20 protein-coding genes are annotated in these 21,165 nt (G+C 71.3%); 12 read left to right on the top strand and 8 right to left on the bottom strand.

Translation table 11 applies throughout. The annotated features are described in order from the left end of the window. Nucleotides 1-269 precede the first annotated feature (269 nt). The gene (locus tag ABT297_RS36825; protein ID WP_350557181.1) at nucleotides 270-1,019 is read left to right on the top strand and encodes a DUF2795 domain-containing protein; all 750 of its coding nucleotides are present in this window, start codon (nucleotides 270-272) and stop codon (nucleotides 1,017-1,019) included. Nucleotides 1,020-1,075: 56 nt separating this feature from the next. On the opposite strand, the gene ABT297_RS36820 is transcribed toward ABT297_RS36825, so the two are convergent. Both ABT297_RS36820 and ABT297_RS36815 read right to left on the bottom strand, forming a co-directional pair. Next, on the bottom strand, nucleotides 1,076-2,446 hold the full coding sequence (locus tag ABT297_RS36820; RefSeq protein WP_350557179.1) for a PP2C family protein-serine/threonine phosphatase: 1,371 nt from the start codon (nucleotides 2,444-2,446) through the stop codon (nucleotides 1,076-1,078). After that, the gene (locus ABT297_RS36815) at nucleotides 2,443-2,724 is read right to left on the bottom strand and encodes an STAS domain-containing protein (protein WP_350557177.1); all 282 of its coding nucleotides are present in this window, start codon (nucleotides 2,722-2,724) and stop codon (nucleotides 2,443-2,445) included. Before ABT297_RS36815 ends, ABT297_RS36820 begins: the two co-directional genes overlap by 4 nt. 338 nt (nucleotides 2,725-3,062) lie before the next feature. Between ABT297_RS36815 and ABT297_RS36810 the strand changes: the two genes are divergently transcribed. The 3 genes from ABT297_RS36810 to ABT297_RS36805 all read left to right on the top strand — a co-directional run bounded on the left by ABT297_RS36810 (nucleotide 3,063) and on the right by ABT297_RS36805 (nucleotide 6,404). After that, a complete protein-coding gene (locus tag ABT297_RS36810; RefSeq protein ID WP_350557176.1) occupies nucleotides 3,063-4,895 on the top strand; it encodes a polymorphic toxin-type HINT domain-containing protein in 1,833 nt (610 codons plus the stop codon). Next, on the top strand, nucleotides 4,895-5,158 hold the full coding sequence (locus ABT297_RS43250) for a DUF8617 domain-containing protein (protein WP_502885706.1): 264 nt from the start codon (nucleotides 4,895-4,897) through the stop codon (nucleotides 5,156-5,158). Before ABT297_RS36810 ends, ABT297_RS43250 begins: the two co-directional genes overlap by 1 nt. A gap of 187 nt (nucleotides 5,159-5,345) precedes the next feature. Then, on the top strand, nucleotides 5,346-6,404 hold the full coding sequence (locus ABT297_RS36805) for an IS630 family transposase (RefSeq protein WP_350557174.1): 1,059 nt from the start codon (nucleotides 5,346-5,348) through the stop codon (nucleotides 6,402-6,404). A gap of 224 nt (nucleotides 6,405-6,628) precedes the next feature. Here the strand turns inward: ABT297_RS36805 and ABT297_RS36800 are convergent, their stop codons facing one another. Next, nucleotides 6,629-7,192, bottom strand: a complete 564-nt coding sequence (locus ABT297_RS36800; protein ID WP_350557172.1) for a TetR/AcrR family transcriptional regulator — start codon at nucleotides 7,190-7,192, stop codon at nucleotides 6,629-6,631. A gap of 72 nt (nucleotides 7,193-7,264) precedes the next feature. On the opposite strand from ABT297_RS36800, the gene ABT297_RS36795 reads away from it, so the two are divergent. Then, the gene (locus tag ABT297_RS36795; RefSeq protein WP_502885705.1) at nucleotides 7,265-8,611 is read left to right on the top strand and encodes an NADH-quinone oxidoreductase subunit D; all 1,347 of its coding nucleotides are present in this window, start codon (nucleotides 7,265-7,267) and stop codon (nucleotides 8,609-8,611) included. A gap of 220 nt (nucleotides 8,612-8,831) precedes the next feature. Here ABT297_RS36795 and ABT297_RS36790 read toward each other — a convergent pair whose 3' ends face one another. Next, nucleotides 8,832-9,941 carry a serine hydrolase domain-containing protein gene (locus tag ABT297_RS36790; protein WP_350557171.1) on the bottom strand — a complete coding sequence of 370 codons (1,110 nt, stop codon included), beginning with the start codon at nucleotides 9,939-9,941 and terminating at the stop codon, nucleotides 8,832-8,834. 151 nt (nucleotides 9,942-10,092) lie between these two features. Between ABT297_RS36790 and ABT297_RS36785 the strand changes: the two genes are divergently transcribed. Then, nucleotides 10,093-10,791: an NADPH-dependent F420 reductase gene (locus ABT297_RS36785; RefSeq protein WP_350557169.1), complete on the top strand. Its 699-nt coding sequence runs from the start codon at nucleotides 10,093-10,095 to the stop codon at nucleotides 10,789-10,791. A 66-nt stretch (nucleotides 10,792-10,857) separates the two neighbouring features. Here the strand turns inward: ABT297_RS36785 and ABT297_RS36780 are convergent, their stop codons facing one another. Beyond that, nucleotides 10,858-11,940, bottom strand: coding sequence for an amidohydrolase family protein (locus ABT297_RS36780; RefSeq protein WP_350557183.1), 1,083 nt, complete (start codon nucleotides 11,938-11,940; stop codon nucleotides 10,858-10,860). A gap of 114 nt (nucleotides 11,941-12,054) precedes the next feature. Between ABT297_RS36780 and ABT297_RS36775 the strand changes: the two genes are divergently transcribed. Then, the gene (locus ABT297_RS36775; protein ID WP_350557167.1) at nucleotides 12,055-13,221 is read left to right on the top strand and encodes an epoxide hydrolase family protein; all 1,167 of its coding nucleotides are present in this window, start codon (nucleotides 12,055-12,057) and stop codon (nucleotides 13,219-13,221) included. Nucleotides 13,222-13,239: 18 nt separating this feature from the next. Here the strand turns inward: ABT297_RS36775 and ABT297_RS36770 are convergent, their stop codons facing one another. From ABT297_RS36770 to ABT297_RS36760, 3 genes are read right to left on the bottom strand one after another with little or no spacing between them, the layout of a single operon-like run. Beyond that, nucleotides 13,240-14,517 carry a cytochrome P450 gene (locus tag ABT297_RS36770; RefSeq protein WP_350557165.1) on the bottom strand — a complete coding sequence of 426 codons (1,278 nt, stop codon included), beginning with the start codon at nucleotides 14,515-14,517 and terminating at the stop codon, nucleotides 13,240-13,242. Between the two features lie 19 nt (nucleotides 14,518-14,536). After that, nucleotides 14,537-16,219 carry an FAD-dependent oxidoreductase gene (locus tag ABT297_RS36765; protein WP_350557163.1) on the bottom strand — a complete coding sequence of 561 codons (1,683 nt, stop codon included), beginning with the start codon at nucleotides 16,217-16,219 and terminating at the stop codon, nucleotides 14,537-14,539. A gap of 32 nt (nucleotides 16,220-16,251) precedes the next feature. Beyond that, a complete protein-coding gene (locus ABT297_RS36760; RefSeq protein ID WP_350557162.1) occupies nucleotides 16,252-17,160 on the bottom strand; it encodes an NADP-dependent oxidoreductase in 909 nt (302 codons plus the stop codon). A 238-nt stretch (nucleotides 17,161-17,398) separates the two neighbouring features. Here ABT297_RS36760 and ABT297_RS36755 point away from each other — a divergent pair, with 238 nt between their 5' ends. From ABT297_RS36755 to ABT297_RS36735, 5 genes are all read left to right on the top strand, one after another. Then, nucleotides 17,399-17,947, top strand: coding sequence for an RNA polymerase sigma factor (locus ABT297_RS36755; RefSeq protein ID WP_350557160.1), 549 nt, complete (start codon nucleotides 17,399-17,401; stop codon nucleotides 17,945-17,947). A gap of 11 nt (nucleotides 17,948-17,958) precedes the next feature. Then, nucleotides 17,959-18,783, top strand: a complete 825-nt coding sequence (locus ABT297_RS36750) for a zf-HC2 domain-containing protein (RefSeq protein WP_350557159.1) — start codon at nucleotides 17,959-17,961, stop codon at nucleotides 18,781-18,783. Further along, nucleotides 18,780-19,655 carry an ATP-binding cassette domain-containing protein gene (locus ABT297_RS36745; RefSeq protein WP_350557157.1) on the top strand — a complete coding sequence of 292 codons (876 nt, stop codon included), beginning with the start codon at nucleotides 18,780-18,782 and terminating at the stop codon, nucleotides 19,653-19,655. The genes ABT297_RS36750 and ABT297_RS36745 overlap by 4 nt, the downstream gene beginning before the upstream one ends. A 267-nt stretch (nucleotides 19,656-19,922) precedes the next feature. Further along, nucleotides 19,923-20,531: a hypothetical protein gene (locus ABT297_RS36740; RefSeq protein ID WP_350557155.1), complete on the top strand. Its 609-nt coding sequence runs from the start codon at nucleotides 19,923-19,925 to the stop codon at nucleotides 20,529-20,531. After that, on the top strand, nucleotides 20,528-21,118 hold the full coding sequence (locus ABT297_RS36735) for a hypothetical protein (RefSeq protein ID WP_350557153.1): 591 nt from the start codon (nucleotides 20,528-20,530) through the stop codon (nucleotides 21,116-21,118). Before ABT297_RS36740 ends, ABT297_RS36735 begins: the two co-directional genes overlap by 4 nt. Nucleotides 21,119-21,165 lie beyond the last annotated feature (47 nt).

The following is a 21,165-nucleotide window of genomic DNA, read 5'->3' as shown; positions in this document are numbered from 1 at the left end:
CCGCTGAACAGGCGACGGACCGCGGCGACGACGAGCGAGATCAGCAGGGCGCTGACCACCTCGACCGCGATGGCGGAGAGCAGGGCGGACATTTCGGGGCTCCTTCGACGTTCGGCGTGGGGGAATTTAAGGGCGCTAGGTAAACGCCGGATGAATTGACAGGAAACCACAGTGCCTTCGTGGCGGCGACGGCTACCCCGTGGCCCGGGTTTGCCGACTCGGCGTCGCGGCCCGGGCTTGGACGATGCGTCAGTGGGTAGCCGCAGAACATGACTGCCAACCCGATCGAGGTCCAGCGGTACCTCGGCGATGTGGACTATCCGACGAGCAAGAAGAGCCTTGTCGAGCAGGCTCGCCAGCAGGGTGCCGACGAGAAGGTCGTCCAGGCCCTGCAGGACCTTCCCCGTGACCGGTTCGCCTCACCGAACGACGTCAGCCAGGCCATCGGCACGCAGGCGACGCAGCGCGACGTCGTGGAGATCCTGCTCGCCCAGCATAACGAGATCAAGGATCTGTTCGCGCGCGTCAGCTCCGCCCAGGGTGCGCGCAAGGAGCAGCTGTTCCACGAGCTGGTCAGGCTGCTGGCCGTGCACGAGAACGCCGAGGAAGTGGTCGTGCATCCGGCGGCGCGCGACCTGATTCCGAAGGGCGGCACGGTGGTCAACGAACGACTCCAGGAGGAGGCGGACGCCAAGCGGGCGCTCGCCGACCTCTACGACTTGGGGGTCGATCACCGGGACTTCGACCGGCACCTGGACGCCCTGGCCAAATCGGTCATGGCTCATGCGACGCAGGAGGAGCACCAGGAGCTCACGCAGCTGCGCAAGCATGCCGACGCCGAGCGGCTGCGCCGGATGGCGGGCGCCTTCGAGGCGGCCCAGTCGATAGCGCCGACACGTCCACATCCGGCGGCCGGAGAGTCCGCGATCGTCAACCTCCTGGTCGGCCCGCCGACCGCGGTGTTCGACAAGGTCCGCGACGCGATGCGCGACTGGCGCAAGCGCACGGGCGAGGGGTGACACAGGCAACCTCGACGGGCCGCCGACCCCGGCGAACCAGGGGCTGATCCGGCCCGCTACACCTCGGTGCCGGCAGGCGTACGACGCAACGCGAGCATGGCGATGTCGTCCGTCGGCGCGTCACCGTCGAGCATCGCCGCCATCGCCGCCGTGCACAGCTCTTCAGCGCTGTGCCCGGCGTCGAGGGCTTCGGCGAGCCGACGCATCTCGGCCGTGAGGGAACGGTCCCGGCGCTCCACCAGGCCGTCGGTGTAGAAGAGCACGCACTGCCCGACCGGCAGCGGCAGTTCGGTCGTGTACCGCCCGACGCGCAGGTCCGTGCCGAGCGGCAGGTCCGGTTTGACGACGGTCAGCCGGCCGGCGCCGCCGGGTTCGATCCCGACCGGCGGCAGATGCCCGGCGTTGGACAGCGTCAACGTCGACAGATCGGGGCCGATCACCGCGTAGATCGCGGTCGCCATCGCATCGGGCTCGAACCGCTGGACCTTGCGGTCGAGGCGGGTCAGTACCTCGGCGGGATCGTCGGTCTCCATCGCGTACGCGCGCAACGCCGAGCGGATGCGGCCCATCACCACCGCTGCCCGCAACCCGTTGCCGGCAACGTCCCCGACGGCGATGCCAATGTACCCGGACGGCAGATCGAACACATCGTACCAGTCACCGCCGACGCCGATCTCCGCGCCGGGCACGTAGCGCACCGCCAGGTCCAGTCCGGGCAGCCGCGGCGGACGGGCCGGGAGCAGGCTGCGCTGCAGCGCATGGGCGGCCGCCTGGTCCAGGCTGTGCAGCCGCGCAACCGTCGCGTGCGCGGCCCGGTCGGCGACCAGCTGCAGCAGCTCGATGTCCTGACCGGTGAAGCGCCGCGGCGTGCGGGTGCCGACGTACAACACCCCGATCACCCGGCCGTCGCTGATCATCGGCACGCCGAGCGCCGCGGCGAGCTGCGCGCTGAGCAGCGTGGGACGGACCGTGTCAGTGTGCTCGACGTCGGCCTGTTCGACCTGCTCGACCTGTTCGACCTGTTCGACCTGCTCGGCCTGTTCGACCTGCTCGGCCTGTTCGACCTGCTCGGCCTGTTCGACCTGCTCGGCCTGTTCGACCTGCTCGGCCTGCTCGGCCTGCTCGGCCGCGAGGGGCTCGCCGCGGGCGGCGACCGTGCCGGCGAATCCGCGGCCGAACGGTACCCGCACCCCCGGGTGCACCTCGCGCTCCAGGCCGCTGGCCGCCGTCGCGACCAGCTCGCTGCCGGTGGCGTCGAGCAGCATCACCGCCGCGGTGTCGGCACGCAGCAGATCCTTGGTCCGGTCCAGCAGTTCCCGCAGCAGATCCTCCACGCCCAGGCGGGACAGCGCGGCATCGGTGACCGCCTGCAGCCGCCGCAGCTGTTCGGCGCTGCCGACCGCGCCGGCGCCGGCCAGGGACGTCACACGACCTCCCCGGACAGCAGCGGCCAGACCCCGGTCAGCTGCAACACCTCCAGGACCAGGCCTGCCGCGCCATCAACCCGGAACGTCCGGCCGGCGGCAAGCGCCCTACGACGTCCGCGTAACAGCGCGCTGATCCCGGCCGAATCGATGAACCGCAGCTCGGCCAGGTCCACGACCAGCGATACGTCAGGCTCGGCATCGGTGACTGCGGCGACGATGGCGTCACGCAGCTGCCCGGCGGTGGCGAGATCGATTTCCCCCCGGACGGTGATCGTCACCGTCGCGGACCCGTCATGCCGGGCAACGGTCAGCACCCCGGACCCCCGGTCCTCCACCCATCGTGCGTCTTTGCACTTGCTGCGAATCGGCGTCCGACACGCGGAACAGCCTGCAGACCGACTTTAGCCCACCGGCGGGCCCGAGTCACCGCAGCAGCGGCCTTCACGCGCAACGCCACCCGGTGCAGCCAGCGGGGCCGTGTGCCTGGAGCATCAACGCCGCAACCCGGACCGCTACCAGTCGTGGTCGCCGCGCCGCGGTCGTGATCATGCACGCCGGGCCGTATCTGATCGCTCGGCCGGTACCACGACGCCTCCGGCCCGCCGGGACCACGATCGTGGCGCCGGTCGACGTACGACGGCGCGAGCCGGACGGTGGCGGAGATCATCCAGCCGAGCTGCGGCAGTTCGCCACCCGCATCCCCGGCAACGCCAACCCCAGCACGTACGACAAGACGACCTACAGCTACAACCGGCGCGGCCTGCTGTCCAAGGTGGTCGACCCGGCCGGCTACGAGTGGATCTACGACTACGACCTGCGCGGCCGCAATACGTCCACAAAGGACCCCGACAGCGGCACGACGACAAAGGAGTACGACAACGCCGGACGCCTGAAGAAGACGACCGACAGCCGCGGCAAGGTTCTCGTCTACACCTACGACGAACTGAACCGTAAGACCGGCCTCTACCAGACTTCGATCGGCGCGGCGAACCTGCTCGCCTCCTGGAGCTACGACACGACGAAGCTCAACGACAACGTGACCGTGGCCAAGGGCTACCCCACGGCGTCGATCCGTTACGTCAGCGGCCAGCAGTACAAGTCGACGGTCGTGCAGTACAACGACAGAGACACCCAGGCTGTGCTCGACGGTCAGAAGCGCGCCAAGGAAGCCCAGCAGAAGGCCTGGTGCAAGGCTCATCCGATCAAGTGCCGCCTGAAGACGGCGACGACCGCCACGCTCAACTGGGTCGACAAGCACAAGGCCGAGATCATCGGCACGGTTGCCGGCCTCGCCGTCGGCCTTGGCTGCGGCGCCGCGATCGGCTGGACCGGCGTGGGCGCCGTGGCGTGCGGTGCCCTAGCCGGGGCGGTCCAGAACATGGTGACCTACGCCCTCAAGACCAAGTGGGAGGGCAAGGGCAACTTCTCCTGGGGCGGCATGCTCAAGACCGGCGTGAAGGGGGCCATCGTCGGTGGCTTGATGGGCGGCCTCGGCGCGGCCGGTGGTGCCGCGCTCAAAGCCGGCAAGGCAGCCCTGATGAGCGGCGGCGGGCTCAAGGCCGCCGCGCAGGCAGGTGGCAAGGCCGCGGCGGCCGAGTCGCGCGCCATCGCTCAGCAAACCAAGAACCTGTTCAAGAAGAGCTGCAGCTTCACCGCCGACACTAAGGTCCAGATGGCGGACGGCAAGCGGAAACCCATCAAGGACGTCAAGGTCGGCGACACCGTCCAGGCCACTGATCCAAGGACAGGCATGACGTCGCCCCGCACGGTGCTCGCGGTGAAGGTGAACCGTGACAACGCCCTGACCGACCTGAGAGTCAAGGCCCCGAACGGCACCGTCGCCACGGTTCGGACATCACAGAACCACCCGTTCTGGGACAGCGACCAGCAGGTGTGGGTGAGCGCCGGCGACCTGCGACCGGGAGCGGAGCAGTACGGCAGCGCCGGAACGTCATCCGAGATCGTCGACGTCCGCAACTACCTCGGCGCCCGGGACATGTACGACCTCACGGTCGCCGACATCCACACGTACTATGTGCTCGCCGGCAACACCCCGGTCCTCGTCCACAACTGCGGTGAGTTCATCGCTGGCCCGAATTTGGGATCCCTTCGAGTATCGGCTGCCAATCCATCAGCCTCCGAAGTGGCGGCTGCGCAGCACATGGCTGCCCGGGGCAGTAATGTTGTTCTTCGGGATCCGGTTGGTTCGAGGGGGACTGCAACCAGTGACCTTCTCGTGGACGGTGTGCAGTGGGACGTTTACACGCCCACCACAGGAAATGTGAGCAGAATTGTGAGTGCCGTTGCATCTAAGGGTAGCCAGGTCCAAGGCGGCGGCGTGATCATTGATCTTTCGCGGACGAGCGTTACCGCAGACCAGCTTGCCAATATCCAGGCCAGGATTGCGGGAACGGGCGCGCGAGTGGGTCAGATTGAAGTGATGCCGTGATGGCGAAATTTCGATGCATATGCGGCACCATAATCCAAACAAGTGGGCCTATTCCTAACGAGCTAGAATGGAAGATAATTTCGGACGTTGAATTTGATAGATTTGAGGGCCTGGTGGACGCTGAGGAGGTCTACATGGCGTCCAAGTCGTTATTCAAATGTCCCACCTGTGGTCGCCTTTGGGTCTTCTGGCGCGGCATGGACGAGCCACCGCAGTGCTATAAGCCCGAAAGTCTGACCGAATTGGAAGAGCCGGATGCCTAGCGCATGCGCCGCCCCGCGCGCCCGGGTTGCTGTGGTTTTCGTACTAGTGCCGTGTCCGGTCACGTTTGCCTCGTTGTGAGTGACACTCCGGTCCGGGTCCCACTGTGGCCGGGGTTGTCGCTTCGGGCTGTCGATTGTGGCGCAACGGGTGCGGGTTCGAGAGCTTGATGATGATGAGGGTCAGCGGTTGTTGCGGATCGTGCGGCGCAGTTCGGGGTCGGTGGTGACCTGGCGGCGGGCGCAGATGATCCTGCTCTCGGCGCAGGGCATGGACCCGGCCAGGATCGCGGAGGTGACGTTCACCAGCCCGGATCGGGTCCGGGACGTGATCCACAACTTCAACGCCGACGGGTTCGACTCGCTCTACCCCCGCTATCGCGGGGGCAGGCCGCCGACGTTCACGCTGCCGCAGCGGCGGGAGATGAAGAAGATCGCCAAGTCCAGACCGGTCGAGCATGGCCTGCCGTTCTCGACCTGGAGTCTGGCCAAGCTGGCCGACTTCCTGGTCGCTGAGGGGGTGGTCGACGACATCAGCATCGAGGGGCTGCGGGAGATCCTGCGCGCCGAGGGGGTGTCCTTTCAACGGGTGAAGACCTGGAAACACTCCCGGGGAGCCCGACTACGCGGCGAAGAAGGCCCGGGTGGAGCATCTGTACGCCATCGCCGACGCGAGGTGATCCCCGAGCCCGGCGAGCCGGGCGTGGTGTTCTCCATGGATGAGTTCGGGCCGCTGAACCTGCAACCGCATCCCGGCCGGCAGTGGGCCGAGCGGGGCGGCCGGCACAAGGACCCCGACCGTGACCCCAGGCCGCGCCGGCGGGCCACGTACACCCGCCCGCACGGTGTGCGGCATCTGTTCGCCGCCCTGGACCTGGGTCGCAACGTCATGTACGGGCATGTCAAACAGCGCAAGAAGCGGGCACAGTTCCTGGAGTTCTGCCGCTACCTGCGCTCGCTGTATCCGCCGAATGTGCGGATGGCGATCGTCTGCGACAACTACAGTCCGCATCTGACCACCAGGGCGGCGGCCAACAACGTCGAGATCGCTTACACACCAACGAATTCCTCATGGTTGAACCGTATCGAGGCACAGTTCACCGCGTTGCGGTACTTCACCCTCGACGGCACCGACCACGCCAGCCACGCTGAGCAGGCCAGCATGATCCGCCGCTACATCGCCTGGCGAAACCGCAACACCAACAATCCACGCCTCCGCCGCATCGTCGAGAGGGCGAACGTGGCCTGACGCGGCACTAGATGCCGTAGACCGCGAAGACGTCGGCCCAGTCGTGCGGATCGCGGCGGGCATGCGCGATGTTGGCACGTCCGGCGAGTCGGTAGGTGCCGATGGCGAGGTTGCGGAGCGCGGCCAGGGCGCTGGGTGCGGAACCGGTCTTTGCGGGTTCGGAGCGGTGCCGGTGTTGCCGACAGGCGGCCAGGACGGCACGGTCCGCGTCTGGGCCGTGTTGGTCACCGCTCCCAGAGGCTGATGAAGTACTCCATCGCCTCGTTGACGCCGGCCTCGTCGTGTGTGGTCAGCAGGTCGAGCAGCAGGCCGCGGGTGACCGCGAGCGAAAGGCGGGCGTGGGCCCGGGCCGTCTCGGCGTCGTAGCCGCGCCGCCGGAGCATCTCCTGCGCCGGCTCGAGCCACGGCGTGATGGCGCTGTCCAGCAGTGCGGCCGTGCCGGGGCGGCCCTGGAGCGCCTGCCCGTACATCTCGAAGAATAGCCGCTCGTTCGGCCGCAACGCCGGATCGGTCAGCCGGCGGGCGAACTCGCGTGCAATGTCGGCCACCGTGCCGCCGGTGGTGGCCTCGAGTTCGGCGAGCGCGGCGCGTTGCCGTTCCTCGACGGCGTGGACGACCTCGACCAGCAGCCCCTCCTTCGAGCCGAAGTGGTAGATGAGCATGCGGTGGCTGGTGTTGATCGCCGCCGCGAGGCCGCGCAGGGTCAGGTCTGCCGAGCCGTGCTCGGCGACGTAGTCCACGGCGGCGGCCAGCAGCCGGTCCCGGGCCTGGCGGGGCTCCTGTGTCACGCTGCGTCGCTCCGTCGGCACATGTCAGGCATCGTACTGACACCAGTCTGTACCGTGTGGTACATGTACCGTATGGTACATGAAGGCGCCGTGGCCACGGACGCATACGCGAGCACCCGCGAGACCACCGAGGGGCGGGTGTTCACCGTCACCGGTGGCGACTGGCAGGACGTCCTGTGCGACCCGGACGATCCGATCGGCGACGGGCGGATCGTGGTCAACATGGGCCCGGTGCACCCGGCGTCGCACGGCGTGTGCCGGCTGGTCCTGGAACTGTCCGGCGAGACCGTCACCGAGTGCCGGGTCGTGGTCGGCTACCTGCACACGGGCATCGAGAAGAATCTGGAGTTCCGCACCTGGGTGCAGGGCACCACGTTCCTGACCCGGATGGACTACCTCGCGCCGCTGTTCAACGAGACCGCGTACTGCCTGGCGGTCGAGAGGCTGCTGGGCATCGAGGACGCCATCCCGCCCCGGGCGAGCACGATCCGGGTGCTGATGATGGAGCTCAACCGGATCGCCTCCCACCTGGTGTGGCTGGCCACGACCGGCATGGAACTGGGCGCGATCTCGATGATGATCTACGGCTTCCGGGAGCGTGAGCAGATCCTCGACATCTTCGAGACGGTCACCGGCTCGCGGATGAACATGGCGTACGTGCGGCCGGGCGGGCTGGCCCAGGACGTGTCCGGCGAGGCGGTCGCGCAGATCCGCGCGCTCGTCGCCGACCTGCCGGGCAAGCTCGACCAGTACGAGGATCTGCTGTCCGGCCAGCCGATCAGGCGCCGGCGCACCCAGGGAGTCGGAGTGCTGGACGCGGCCGGGTGCCTCGCGCTGGGGGTCACCGGACCGGTCCTGCGCTCGGCCGGGCTGGCGTGGGACCTGCGCAAGACGATGCCGTACTGCGGCTACGACACGTACGACTTCGCCGTGCCCACCGCGACCACCGGCGACGTCTGGGGCCGCTACCAGGTTCGCCTGGCCGAGATGCGGGAATCGTTGCGGATCGTCGAGCAGGCGCTGGACCGGCTCGAACCCGGCCCGGTCATGGTGGGCGACAAGAAGATCGCCTGGCCGGCCCGGCTGGCGGTCGGCGCCGACGGCCTGGGCAACGCACTGGAGCACGTCGCTGAGATCATGGGCCGGTCGATGGAGTCGCTGATCCACCACTTCAAGCTCGTCACCGAGGGCTTCCGCGTCCCGCCCGGCCAGGTGTACACGGCGATCGAGTCACCCCGGGGTGAGCTCGGCGTGCACGCCGTCTCCGGCGGCGGCACCCGCCCGCACCGCGTGCACGTCCGCGAGCCCAGCTTCGTCAACCTCCAGGCCATCCCCGCGGTCTCCGAAGGAGCGCTGCTGGCCGACGTCATCGCGGCCGGTGCCTCGCTCGACCCGGTGATGGGCGGCTGCGACCGTTAGCGCCTGTTTCATGACTGGGGTGGTAGCGAGGCGGAGTCCAGATTTCGTCTGGTGGTGGCCCGCGGGAGCCAGGCTACCGGTGTTGTAACCGGGCTTGTGCGGGACGCCGCCAGGCGGAATCTGGGCCCGCCGCAGCCCCGCCTCAGTCATGAAACAGGCGCTTGGCCCGGGGCGAAGCGGACGGCCCGGCCCCGCTGCGCGGCGGGACCGGGCCGGTCGTTCAGGACGTGCTCGCGGCCTTGGCGACCACGTCCGCGATCCGGTTGAAGGTGGTGTAGTCGCCGGCGCTGACCGTGGTCTTGGCGACCGCGACCGCGATGCCGGTGGCGGTGTCGGCGAACGCCGCCGTGCCGCCGGAGCCGGCCATGCCGAACAGCGTCGGGCCGTCCAGCGGACCGTCGAAGCCCAGTCCGTACCCCAGGCCGCGGGTGGTCGGCAGGCCGGCGATCTCGTCGACGCCGCTCACTGCCGGCGCCGTCACCTCGCGCAGCCGGTCCGGGCTGATCAGCCGTACCCCGTCGACCTCACCCAGCAGCGCCGAGTACATCCGGGCCAGCGCCCGGGCGGACGCGACGCCCCCGGCGGGAATGTCGGCGGCGAGCACGTCGGCGCGGTTGCAGTACGCGGCCGTGGGCATCGCCGCCGGGGGCGCGGCGGTCCAGCCGTCGACGACCCGGAAGAACGGCACGTGCTCGGCGAACGAGGCGAACATCTCCGGCGTCATCTCCGGCGTGCCCTCGGGCTCGGACAGCCGTGCGACGCGGCCGTGCTCCGCCACCGGTACGCCGAAGTACAGCTCACCGGCAACCCCGAGCGGGCTGGCCACGTTCGCGTGGAGCGACTGCGAGATCTTCTGCCCGGTGGCCCGGCGCACGACCTCGCCGAGAATGTAGCCGAAGCTCTGCGGGTGGTACCCCTGCTTCGTCCCCGGCTCCCACCACGGCCGCGCGTCGGCGATCTTCGCGCACATCCCGTCCCAGTCGCACAGGTCCTCCGGGGTGGTGCCGACCGGCACGCCGGGCACGCCGAGGGTGTGGGTCAGCGCGTGCCGCACGGTGGCGCCACCCTTGCCGTGCGCCGCGAACTCCGGCCACAGCTCGGCGATCGGGGTGTCGTAGGCGAACACGCCCTGCTCCACGAGCACGTGCACGACGGTGGCCGCGACGCCCTTGCCGGTCGACGTGACGTGGAAGAGCGTGTCGGGGGTGATTCCCGGCCCGGCCACGGCCTCGGCGACGGGCTCCCCATGCCGGTACACGGCGACCTGAAGCCCGCCCTCCGCGCCCGATGCGACGATCTCCTCGACGACGGCCTGGATCTGGTCCTGCATCAGTGCATCTCCTTGTTCGTGTCCCGGTTGTTCGGTGAACGGCTGCTCGCTGTTGACAAGGACCACTTTGCGCGGAGCGGTTTACGGTTTCCTTACCGTCGTCACCCTCTCCTCCCGGAATGAGCGACGGCGCCGCCTGGTTGGCGATGGAGTGACTACGATCGGACTCATCGGAAGTGGCAACATCGGCGGCACGGTGGCCCGGCTGGCGGTCGCCGCCGGCTATGACGTCGTGCTCAGCAACTCTCGCGGACCCGAGACCCTGCAGGACCTGGTCGACGAGCTCGGCCCGCGCGCACGGGCGGGCCGGCCGGCGGACGCCGCCGCGGCCGGCGACATCGTGGTGGTGACCGTCCCCCTCAAGGCGTATCGCGAGGTGCCGGCCGATCCCACGTCCGGCAAGGTCGTCATCGACACCAACAACTACTATCCGGAACGCGATGGCCGCTTCGCCGAGCTGGACGCCGCCTCGACGACCAGCAGCGAGCTGCTCCAGCGCCACCTGGGCGGCGCGAGGGTGGTCAAGGGGTTCAACAACATCTTCTTCACGCACCTCGCCTCGCTGGCCCGCCCGTCGGGCGCCGCGGACCGGACCGCGCTGCCGATCGCCGGCGACGACGCCGAGGCCAAGCGGGCCGTCGCCGGGTTCCTGGACGCCATCGGCTACGACACCGTCGATGTGGGCGCGCTGGCCGACAGTTGGCGTGTCCAGCCTGGCACGCCCGTCTACGGCACTCCGTATGGCTCGTACACCGATCCGGCGGGCACCGATCCGGCGGGCGCCGATCTGGGCGGCACCCCGGCCGGCGCCGAGGCGGTGCGCGCGGCGGTCGCCGAGGCGCGGCGCTGAGCCGGCCGGGGTAGGCCCGGGCAGACCTGGGCAGGCCCTGGGCGGACCTCGCCCAGGGCGCCCGGGTCACCTCGCCAGCTCGGCCGGGGTGTGTTCGACGCCGCCGCACCAGACGCGGGTGATCGAGCGGGTGGCACGGATGTCGTGCAGCGGGTCGCCGTCGATGAGCACCAGGTCGGCCCGCTGGCCGGCCTCGACGGCGCCGCGGTCGGTCAGTCCGAAGTGGATGGCGGGCAGCACCGTGGCGGCGCGCAGCGCGTCGACCGGGCTGACGCCGGCGTCGACGAGGAGCTCCAGCTCGTGGTGCAGGCTGTCGCCGTGGCTGATGTTCACCGGTGCCTCGGCCGTCGAGTTGGCGTCGGTGCCGGCCAGGATCGGCACCCCGGCGGCGTAGGCGGTGGTGACGCTGTCCCGGGCCGCCGCGTAGCTGGCACCCGCGTACACGCCGGCGGACTGTGCCGCCACACCCTCCATGATGGACAAAGTGGGGATCAGCTCCCGGCCGTCGACCACCATGCGATCCGCGGTGGCCCGATCCAGCGGCCGATCCAGCGGCACGTGCGTCAGCATGTCGACCCCGGCTCGCATCGCCATGGCGACGGCCTCGACGGACGTCGCGTGGGCGATGACGAGTCGCGCCCGCCGGTGCGCGGCGTCGACGAGCGCGTCGAGGGTCGCCTGATCGTGGCTGGGCTCCGGGTTCCCGACAATGATCTTCAGGTAGTCGGAGCCTTCGGCGAGCCGTTCGGCCACGAAGCGCTCCGCCTCGTCGGCACCGGGCACGACGCCCCGCGCGGCGAGGGCCACGATGCGCGCGTGCCAGGCGCCCGGAGCGATCGCGGGGCTGCCGGCGCTGCGCACGTCGGTCAGGCCGCGGGATACCCGCATCGCGTCGACCAGCTCCGGCGGCGCGCAGCCCATGTCGAGCGCCGTGGTCACCCCGAACCTCACCAGCCGCTCGAGCGTGGGCCGCCGGTCGAGGTGGAGGTGGGCGTCGATCAAGCCGGGCAGCGCGACCGCGCCTTCCCCGTCGACGACGCGGGCATTGTCCGTACCGTTGCCGAACCGTTCTCCGTCGATGACCACCGTGTCCGGCGGCAGGATCCGCCTTCCGTCGAAGACCCGGACGTTGTGCAGGACAGTCTTCATCACGAGCAACTGCCCACTCTCGCCGTCGAGGAACCTGCGCGGAGGTCGGGTGATTTCGTGTCGCGCCGGAACCCGCCGCCGCTTCAGCCGTCGTGTCGGAGCTACGGTGGCGGCATGGGCGGCGAGGTGGCCCCGTTCACGGTCAGCGTCGGTGACGACGCGCTCGATGAGCTGCGGCGGCGGCTGGCCCGCGCCCGGTGGCCGGAACCGGCGCCGGCGGCGAGCTGGAGCCAGGGTGTACCGCTGGACTGGCTGCGGGATCTGTGCGGGTACTGGCAGAGCGGCTACGACTGGCGCCGCCTGGAGGACCGGCTCAACGGGCTGGCGCAGTTCACCACCGAGCTGGACGGCCTCGATGTCCACTTCATGCACCTGCGCTCACCCCATCCGGATGCGCTGCCGCTGATCGTGACGCACGGCTGGCCGGGGTCGGTCGTGGAATTCCTGGACGTCGTCGGGCCGCTGGCCGACCCCGTCGCGCACGGCGGCGAGGCGCGCGACGCGTTCCACGTCGTGTGCCCGTCGCTGCCGGGCTTCGGCTTCAGCGCCAGGCCCGCCGAGCCGGGCTGGGGGCCCGCGCGGATCGCCCGGGCGTGGGCGGCGCTGATGAGCCGGCTGGGATACGAGCGGTTCGGCGCGCAGGGCGGCGACTGGGGAGCGATCGTGACCACGACGCTCGCGGCGCAGCACCCGCGGCGCCTGGCCGGCATCCACCTCAACATGCTGCCCGTGGTCGACCGCGATGACCGGCTCGACACCGCGGACCTGACCGATTTCGAGCGGCAGAGCCTGGCCGCCGCCGCCGATCACCGGGAGTGGGGCAGCGGCTACGCCCTCGAGCAGGCGACCCGCCCGCAGACGGTCGGCTACGGACTCGTCGACTCCCCGGTGGGCCAGTGCGCCTGGATCGCCGAGAAGTACTGGGCCTGGACCGACCACGACGGCGATCCGCTCGGCACGCTCAGCCGCGACCAGATGCTCGACAACATCAGCGTCTACTGGCACACCGCGACGGCCGCGTCGTCGGCCCGCATCTACTGGGAGAACGGCTTCGCCCGGCCATCGGGCCGCAGCGCTCGCCCGCCGGAGCCGCTCGCCGTGCCGGTCGGCTTCTCCGCCTTCCCGCGCGAGATCTTCCGGCCGTCGCGGCGCTGGTGCCAGCGGTACTATCCCGACCTCCGCTTCTACGAACAGCCGCCCCGCGGCGGCCACTTCGCCGCCTTCGAGCAGCCGGAACTGTTCGTCGACCAGGTGCGGCGCGCCTTCCGGACGATGCGCTGACCGGCGCCCGGGTGCCGGTCACGGCACCCGTTCGCGGGGCGGAGCGCCGGCCGACGCCCCGGCGGCGGTGGCGACGCCGTCGATGTCGACGAGCAGATGGCGGGGGCCGCGCAGGACCGGGCTGGGCCGGTACGGCGGCGGGTCGACGACGAGCCGGGGCCGCACCAGACGGCGGGCCAACTCGGACAGCGCGACCTGTGCCTCGACCCGGGCGAGCGGGGCCCCGTAGCAGTAGTGGATGCCGCTGCCGAAGCCGAGGTGCTGGTTGTCGGCGCGGTCGGGGTCGAAGCGGTCCGGGTCCGGGAAGCGCCCGGGGTCGCGGTCGGCGGCGGCGAGCATCAGCGCGAGCGGTGAGCCCTTGGGGATGGTGGTGCCCGCGATGTCGATGTCGGCCAGCGTGCTGCGGCTGGCCAGCATCTGCACCGGTGGCTCGTAGCGCAGCAGCTCCTCGACCAGCGGGACGACGACGTCGGGTTCGTGGCGCAGCCGGTCGAGCACGCCGGGGTGGCGCAGCAGGGTCAGCACGCCGTTGGTGATGAGGTTGACGGTGGTCTCGTGACCGGCGACCAGCAGCAGTACGGCCGTGCTCACCAGGTCGCCGCGGGCCATCGGCGCGTGCGGGCCGGTGTCGGTGAGCAGCCCGGAGAGCAGGTCGTCGCCCGGCCGGCTCGTGCGGGCCTCGATGAGCCCGTTGAGGTACCCGCCCAGTTCGGCCTGGACCAGGCCTCGCCTGCGCTGGCGCTCGGCGAACGTGCCCGAGCTCGGGTCGGTGGTGTCGATGATCGCGTCGGCCCAGTGGTGGAAGCGCGGTTCGTCCTCGCGGGGGACGTCGAGCAGGTGGCAGATCGCCGTCACGGGCAGCGGGTAGGCGAAGTCGTCGACGATGTCGACCCGGTCGCGTCCGGCGAACTTGTCGATCAGGCCGCCGGTGACCTCGGCCAGCCAGGGGCGCATGCCTTCGACACGTCCCGGGGTGCGGGGCGGCCCGAACGGCCGGATCGCCAGCTCCCGCAGCCGGTCGTGCTCGGGCGGGTCGCGGCTGATGAACGACATCGGCAGCCCGGCCGGGCCCTCCTGCGCCGCGGGTGCGGCGCCGGCCAGCTCGGGGTGGCTGCGGGGGTCGGAGCTGACCCGCGGGTCGTGCAGCAGCGCGACGATCTCGCGGTAGGTGCTGACCACGTAGGTGCCGTCGGGCTGCCGCGCCACCGGGGTCCCGCGCAGCCGCGCGTAGAGCGGGTACGGGTCGGCCCGGTTGGCGGGGTCGAGGATCTGCTCGTAGATGCTGGGCTGTGCCATGACGTGCCTTTCGTCGCCGTCAGCGGTGGTGCACCAGCTGCGCACGGCGCTCGCTCGGATCGTGGCCGGTCACCACGACGGTGGCCTGGCGTTCGCGGATCGTGTGGTCGGGAATCTGTGCGGGTACCGGTTGCCGGTCGCCGGGGCGCGGCTCGGGCGGGAACGCCGCCGCCCGCTCGATCTGGCTCTGGTACGACTCGAGCCACTTGCCCTGGTCGAACCCGACCGCGGCGGTGATGCGCCCCCGGTAGCCGTAGGCGGCCACGAACCGGCGCTCCTCGACCGACCCCTGCGCGATGACGACCTGGTCGGCGAAGGTCGGCACCCCGACCGACTTGATGTTGGTGCCGAACTGCGCCGACCAGAACACCGGGCTGGCCAGGTGCGGCCACCGGTCGCCGTGCGCGCTGATCATGTTGTGCGCGGCGACCTGGGCCTGGGCGACCGCGTTGCCCCAGTGCTCGAGGGCCAGGAACTGGTAGTCGTACAGCGGGTGCGGGAAACGCGCGACGTCGCCGGCGACGAAGACGTCGTCGGTGACGACGCCGTTGACGTCGAACGCCCGGCATCCGGCGTCGCAGCCCACCCCCCAGTGGCCGGCGGCCAGACCCGAGCCGCGCAGCCACTCGGTGTTGCGGATCGCGCCGAGCGCCACCACGGCCACCTCGGCGTCGATGGTACCGCCGTCGGACAGGCGGGCCCGGCGCAGCCGGCCGTCACCATCACCCTCCAGGGCGGTGACGGTGACGCCGCAGCGTAGGTCGACACCGTGCTCACGCTGCAGGTCGGCGGCCACCGCGCCGATCACCCCGCCCAGCGCGCCGGCCAGCGGGGCCGGTCCCCGCTCCACGACCGTGACCGCCAGATCCCGGTCCCGGCACACGGAGGCGACCTCGGAGCCGGTAAACCCGCCGCCGATGACCAGCACCCGCCGGGGCCGGTCGGCCAGCCGGCGGCGCAGGCGGGCGGCGTCGTCGCGGGTGCGGAGCAGGAACACCCCGTCGAGGGCGGCCTCGGCCGAGTTGAACCAGGGCCGGGCCCGGGTGCCGGTCGCGATCAGCAGCCGGTCGTAGCCTACCGTGCCGCCGTCGCCGAGGTGGACCCGCGCGCCGGCCAGGTCCAGCCCGGTGGCGGGGACGCCGAGCAGCCAGCGGGCGTTGAGCTCGTCGGCGCGGGGCAGTCCGGTGTGCTCGGGTGCCACCCATCCGTCGAGGACCTGCTTGGACAGCGGTGGCCGGTCGTACGGCCGGCACGACTCGTCCCCGATCATGGTCAGCGTGCCGGTGAAGCCCTCCCGGCGCAGGGTCGCCGCGGCGGCCAGACCGGCCAGCGACGCGCCCACGACCACGATCCGGCCGTGCCGCCGGAACGCCTCGATCGCCGCGTTTCGCAGGCCCGGCACGGGCGTGGACGCCTGGTCCGGCGCGACCGCCCGCGGCGGGGTCGGCCCCGGCGGGCCTCCCGCCGCCGCGGACGCCGCCATCCTGGCCTCCGCGGCGGCCTCCCGGTCGTCGATGCTGTCGACCCGGATGGCCTGTACCGGGCACGCCGCCGCGGCCCGCAGCACCCGGTCGCGCTGCGCGTCGTCGGGCTGCGGGTCGTACATCAGCGCCTCGTCGCCACGCATCCGGAACACGTCCGGGGCGAGGAAGGCGCACTGCGCATACCCCTGACAGCGCGTCAGGTTCACAACAACCCTCATGAGCCGGCCTCCCGGTTCAGGCACCCCGGCGGTCAGGGCCGCAGGACGATCTTGCCTCGGGTGTGGCCCTGCTCCAGCTGCTCGAACGCGGCGTGGACGTCGTCGAGCGGGAACACCGCCGCGATCGGCACGTCCAGGTCGCCGGAGGAGGCCAGCGCGGCGAGTTCGGCCAGGACCGCCGCGTTCATCGCGGTCGAGCCGCCTTCGGCCTTCACCCCGTACTCCTCGACCGCGGGGAAGTCGATGATCGTATCGATACGCTCTGGCGCCACGCCCAGCTCGACCGCCATTTGCACGTAACCGTCGCCGTGCGTGTCGATGAAGGCGTCGATCGGCGTCTCCCGGAGCTTGCCGGCCAGGCCCGCACCATAGGCGACGGGCGTGACCGCGTGCTCGGTCAGCCAGCCGCGGTTGTCCGGGCCGGCGATGCCGATCACCTCGGCGCCCGCCCGCCGAGCGAGCTGGACGGCCATGGAGCCCACGCCGCCGGCGGCGCCCGTGACCGCCACCGTGTCGCCCGGCCGCACCGCCACCGCGCGCACCGTGGCGTAGGCCGTGCTGCCGGCCACGCCCAGCGACCCGCCGACCTCCCAGGACACGTTCGCCGGCTTGGCCGTCAGATTCTCCGCCGGCACGACCACGTACTCGGCGTGGCTGGCACGCTCGTCGGTGAAGCCGATGACCTCGTCACCGGGAGCGATTCCCTCGACCCCCGGGCCGATCTTCGTCACGGTCCCGGCCAGGTCGGTGCCCTCACCCGAGGGGAAGGTGGTCGGCCAGATCGCCCGCAACGACCCGTTGCGGATCTTCGCCTCGCCGGGATTGATCGACGCGGCCTTGACCTCGACCAGCACCCGCCCCTGGCCCGGCTCAGGAACCGGGACGTCGGCCACGTGGAGGACGTCGATGCCGCCGTACTCGTCGAACCGCACCGCCTTCATGCTGGACTCCTTCGCTCGGATGTCGTCGGCGCGACACGCCCCCGGCCCCGGTGTCCATCCGGCCGATCTGCAGGGCGGAAGCGCGCCCGCGGGGATGTTCTCCTCCAAGTGTGCGACGGTGGGGGAGCGTCACGATCACCCGAGCGGGCCAGGCCCTCCAGGCCGCACCCGCCGCCGCGTTTTCAAAATTCTCGGCCGCGGCTCATCCGCTGGGGCCGCCGGCGGCGACAGTGAGGGTATGAGCTCGAACGCTGACGCCGGCGACGCGGACCTGCTGCGCGCCGTCGCGGACGGTGACGAGGGGGCTTTACGGCTGCTGTTCGACCGGCACGCGCCCTGGCTCGTGGCCCGGCTGCGGCGGCGGTGCGCGGACCCCGACGTGGTCGACGACGTCCTGCAGGACACGTTCGTCGCAGTGTGGAAGGGCGCCGAACGGTGGCGCGGGGACGGTGAGGTCGGGGCGTGGCTGTGGGGGATCGCCGTCCGCCGGTTGATCTCCCGGCTGCGCCGCTCGCCGGTCGCCTGGACGTTCCTGGCCGACGGTGAGGTCGACGCGCCGCTCGTCAGCGCCGAGGAACAGGTGCTGCTCGGTGTGGAGCACGGCGACCTCGGCACGGCGCTGCGCCGGCTGTCGCCGGAGCTGCGGGCCGTCGTCCAGGCCACCATCCTCGACGGCCTCACCACGAAAGAGGCCGCACGGCTGCTGGGCGTGCCGCACGGCACGGTCAAGGGCCGGCTGCGGCAGGCCAAGTCCCAGCTGCGTGCCAGCCTGCTGAGCGCGTCATGAGCGGAGGCGACGTGAACCGCAAGCCCTGGCACTACGACCGGGACCTGCTGCGCCGATACCTCGACGGCGACATCGATTCGGTGCCGTCCGCGTCGATCGAGGCGCACCTGATGGCCTGCCCGGCCTGCCGCGCGACCCTGGCGGAGCTGTCCGACCCGGCAACGCTGCGACGAGCCTGGGATGCGGTACAGGCGGAGATCCAGCGCCCCGTCCTGTCCCCGCCGCTGCGGGCACTGCGCCGGCTGGGACTCACCGAGCGCGACGCGGTGCTGCTCAACGCGTCCCAGTCGCTGCGCGGGCCGTGGGTGCTCGCTTCGGCGGCCGTGTTCGTGTTCGTCGTCGCGGCGGGCTGGTCGAGCTCGGAGCTGAGCACCGCGTGCTACCTGCTCGGGGCCCCGCTGGTGCCGCTGCTGGGCGTCGTCGGGGCGTTCGCGACCGCTGACTCGCTCGCCGGGCTCACCAATACGACGCCGTATTCGAAGGTGCGGCTCAGCCTGCTGCGGACCGCCGCGGTCATGGTCACCACGGTGCCGTTCGTCGTCGCCTTCGGCGCGATCGTGACCGGCGTCGGCTGGCTCTCCGTCGCCTGGCTCGGCCCCGGGCTCGGCCTGACGCTCGCCGCGCTGGTCCTGCTCACCTGGTGGCCGCCGAAGGTCGTGGGTGCGCTGCTGTCCGCCGTGTGGATCGTCGTCGTCGCCGTCGCGCACGGCCGGCACGACGTCGTGCTGACCGTAGGCCCGCGGGCCCAGGTCGCCTACGTCGCACTCACCTGTGTCACCGCGGTCGCACTCGCGATCCGGATCCGTCTCGCCCGTACCCCCGGAGGATACGCATGACCAGACTCGTGCAGGCGCGCGCCCTGACGAAGCGCTACGGCAGCACCACGGCCCTCGACGCGGTCGACCTCGACCTGGACGTCGGCGTGACCGGCCTGCTCGGCCCCAACGGCGCCGGCAAGACCACCCTCATCCGGATGCTCACGACCGCGATCCCGCCGACGTCCGGCCGGATCACGGTGCTGGGTCGCGACGCCACCGCCGGCCCGGTCGAGCGGGCAGAGGTACGGCGCGTGCTCGGGTACCTCCCGCAAGAGCTGCAGTTCCCCCGGGGCATGACGTGCTTCGCGTTCGTCGACTACATCGCGGTGCTCAAGGAGTGGACGGCCACCGCCGCACGCCATGCCGAGGTCCGCCGGGTGCTCGATCTGGTCGGGCTCAGCGACCGCACCACCAGGCGCATCCGAACCCTGTCCGGCGGGCAGCGCAGGCGCCTCGCCCTCGCCCAGTCACTCCTCGGCGACCCGCGCCTGCTCGTGCTCGACGAGCCGACCACCGGGCTCGACCCCGAGCAACGGGCGTCGCTGCGGGCGGTGCTGTCCGAGTGTGGCCGCACCGGGGCGGTCGTGCTCGCCACCCACCAGACCGAGGACGTCGCCGCGCTGTGCGATCGGGTCATCGTCGTGGCGGCCGGACGCATCCACTTCGACGGCAAGGTCCGCGACTTCGTCGGTACCGCCGCCGGCCGGGTGTGGCTCGCCGGCGCCGAGCTGCCCGGTGCGCAGGCATCCTGGCGCACCGCCGACGGCAAGGTCCGGTCGATCGGCGGTCAGCCCACCGAGGAGGCCGTCGCCGCCGAACCGTCCGTCGAGGACGCCTACCTGCTGATGCTCGGCCCCACGGCGCAGTCCCGGATGGAGATGGCAGCATGACGACGACGACCGCCACCGCCGCGCACACCGGCAGCGCGCTGGGCCAGCTCACCGCCAAGGAGCTACGCAGATACGCCAGGCATCCGTTGTTCATCGTCGGGGTGCTGCTGACCGTCGCGACGACCGTCGGCCGGCCCGACGCATCGACCTCCGGCTTCTTCAACGCCATCGTGCCCGCCGCTGGCCTCGGCATCCTCGGCCTGGTCGCGATGGCCGGGCAGACCCGAAAGGCGGCCACGCTGAACCGGGCCCGCCGGGGTCACCCCGGTGCCGGAGCGGGTGCAGACCGCGGCACTGGCATTCACGGCCCTGCTGCCGTTCACCGTCGGCCTGCTCTGGGTGGCGTGGGCGATGTGGGCGCAGCACCACTGGCCGGTGCCGGACAACGGATTCCCGTTCGGCCCCGCCGGCGACGGCTGGACCTTCGCGGCACTGCTCGGCGAGGGCGGGCTCTCCGCGCTCGGCGGGCCGTTGCTCGGGATCGTGGTAGGCCGCTACCTGCCGCAGCGTGGCACGGCACCGATCGCCGCCGTACTGCTCGTCGCGGTGGCCATCGTCTTCCAGGGCATCTTCGAGCCGCTGCGCACGGTTCGGGTGATCATGCCGTTCACGTACTGGGGCGGCCCGTTCGGCGTCGAGGGCGACGACATGCGGATGCTGCTGCTGAGCGGTTCACCCGGCTGGTGGGCGGCGTACCTGTGCTGCCTGTGCGGGCTGGCCGTCGTCGCCGCGCTGTGGCACGATCCGGCTTCCCGGACGCCGGCACTGCGCCTCGTCGGCGGCGCGCTGCTCGTGGCCGCCGTGGTCACCTGCCTGCTCGCGATGTTCACCGGCATCGATCACACCGTGGTCAACCCGTTGCCGAGCGGCGCGTGATCCGATACCTGGTCCAGGCGGTCCCGTGGCGGCTGACCATCGCCGCCACGGGCATCATCGTCGGGCTGATGACGCTCGTCGCCCGGTGGCCGGCGATCATGTGGCCGCTGCAGGGCACGGCCCTCGGCGTGATCGCGGGGGTCACCGCCTGGGCGAGCGACGAACCGGCCGCGCAGGTGGTGGACACGCTGCCCCGGCCGCTGTGGTGGCGCATCACCGCCCGCGCGGCGGTGGTGCCGCTCGTGCTCGGCGCGTGGATCGCCTGCCTGCTGGCCGCCCGGAGCCGCCTGCCCGACCACTTCTGGTTCTTCGTGCTGCAGGCGGCCGGCATGGTCGGCCTCGCGCTCGCGGTCACCACCTGGCGGCGTGGCCGAGGGGTGGCCGAGCCGGGCCGACCGTTCGCCGCGATCGTCGTACCGACGGCCACCGCGGTGGCGCTCATCCGGCCGTTCACCCGGCAACTCCCGGTGTTTCCGGTCTGGCCGTCCGAGGACTGGCACACCAGCCGTACCGTCTGGGCCGCCGTGACAACCGGTTCGTTCGTCATCCTCGCCGCGGCCCTGATCCGCAGCCTGCGCAAGGCCTGACCGCGCCGCCGCGCCGCGCCGTTGCCGGCCGCATTCGCGCCGGGTGT

It is taken from the genome of Dactylosporangium sp. NPDC000555 (assembly GCF_040300025.1).
GTDB lineage: Bacteria > Actinomycetota > Actinomycetes > Mycobacteriales > Micromonosporaceae > Dactylosporangium.
The sequence above is the reverse complement of the archived record's forward strand: the minus strand, read 5'-3'. Positions and strand labels throughout refer to the sequence as shown.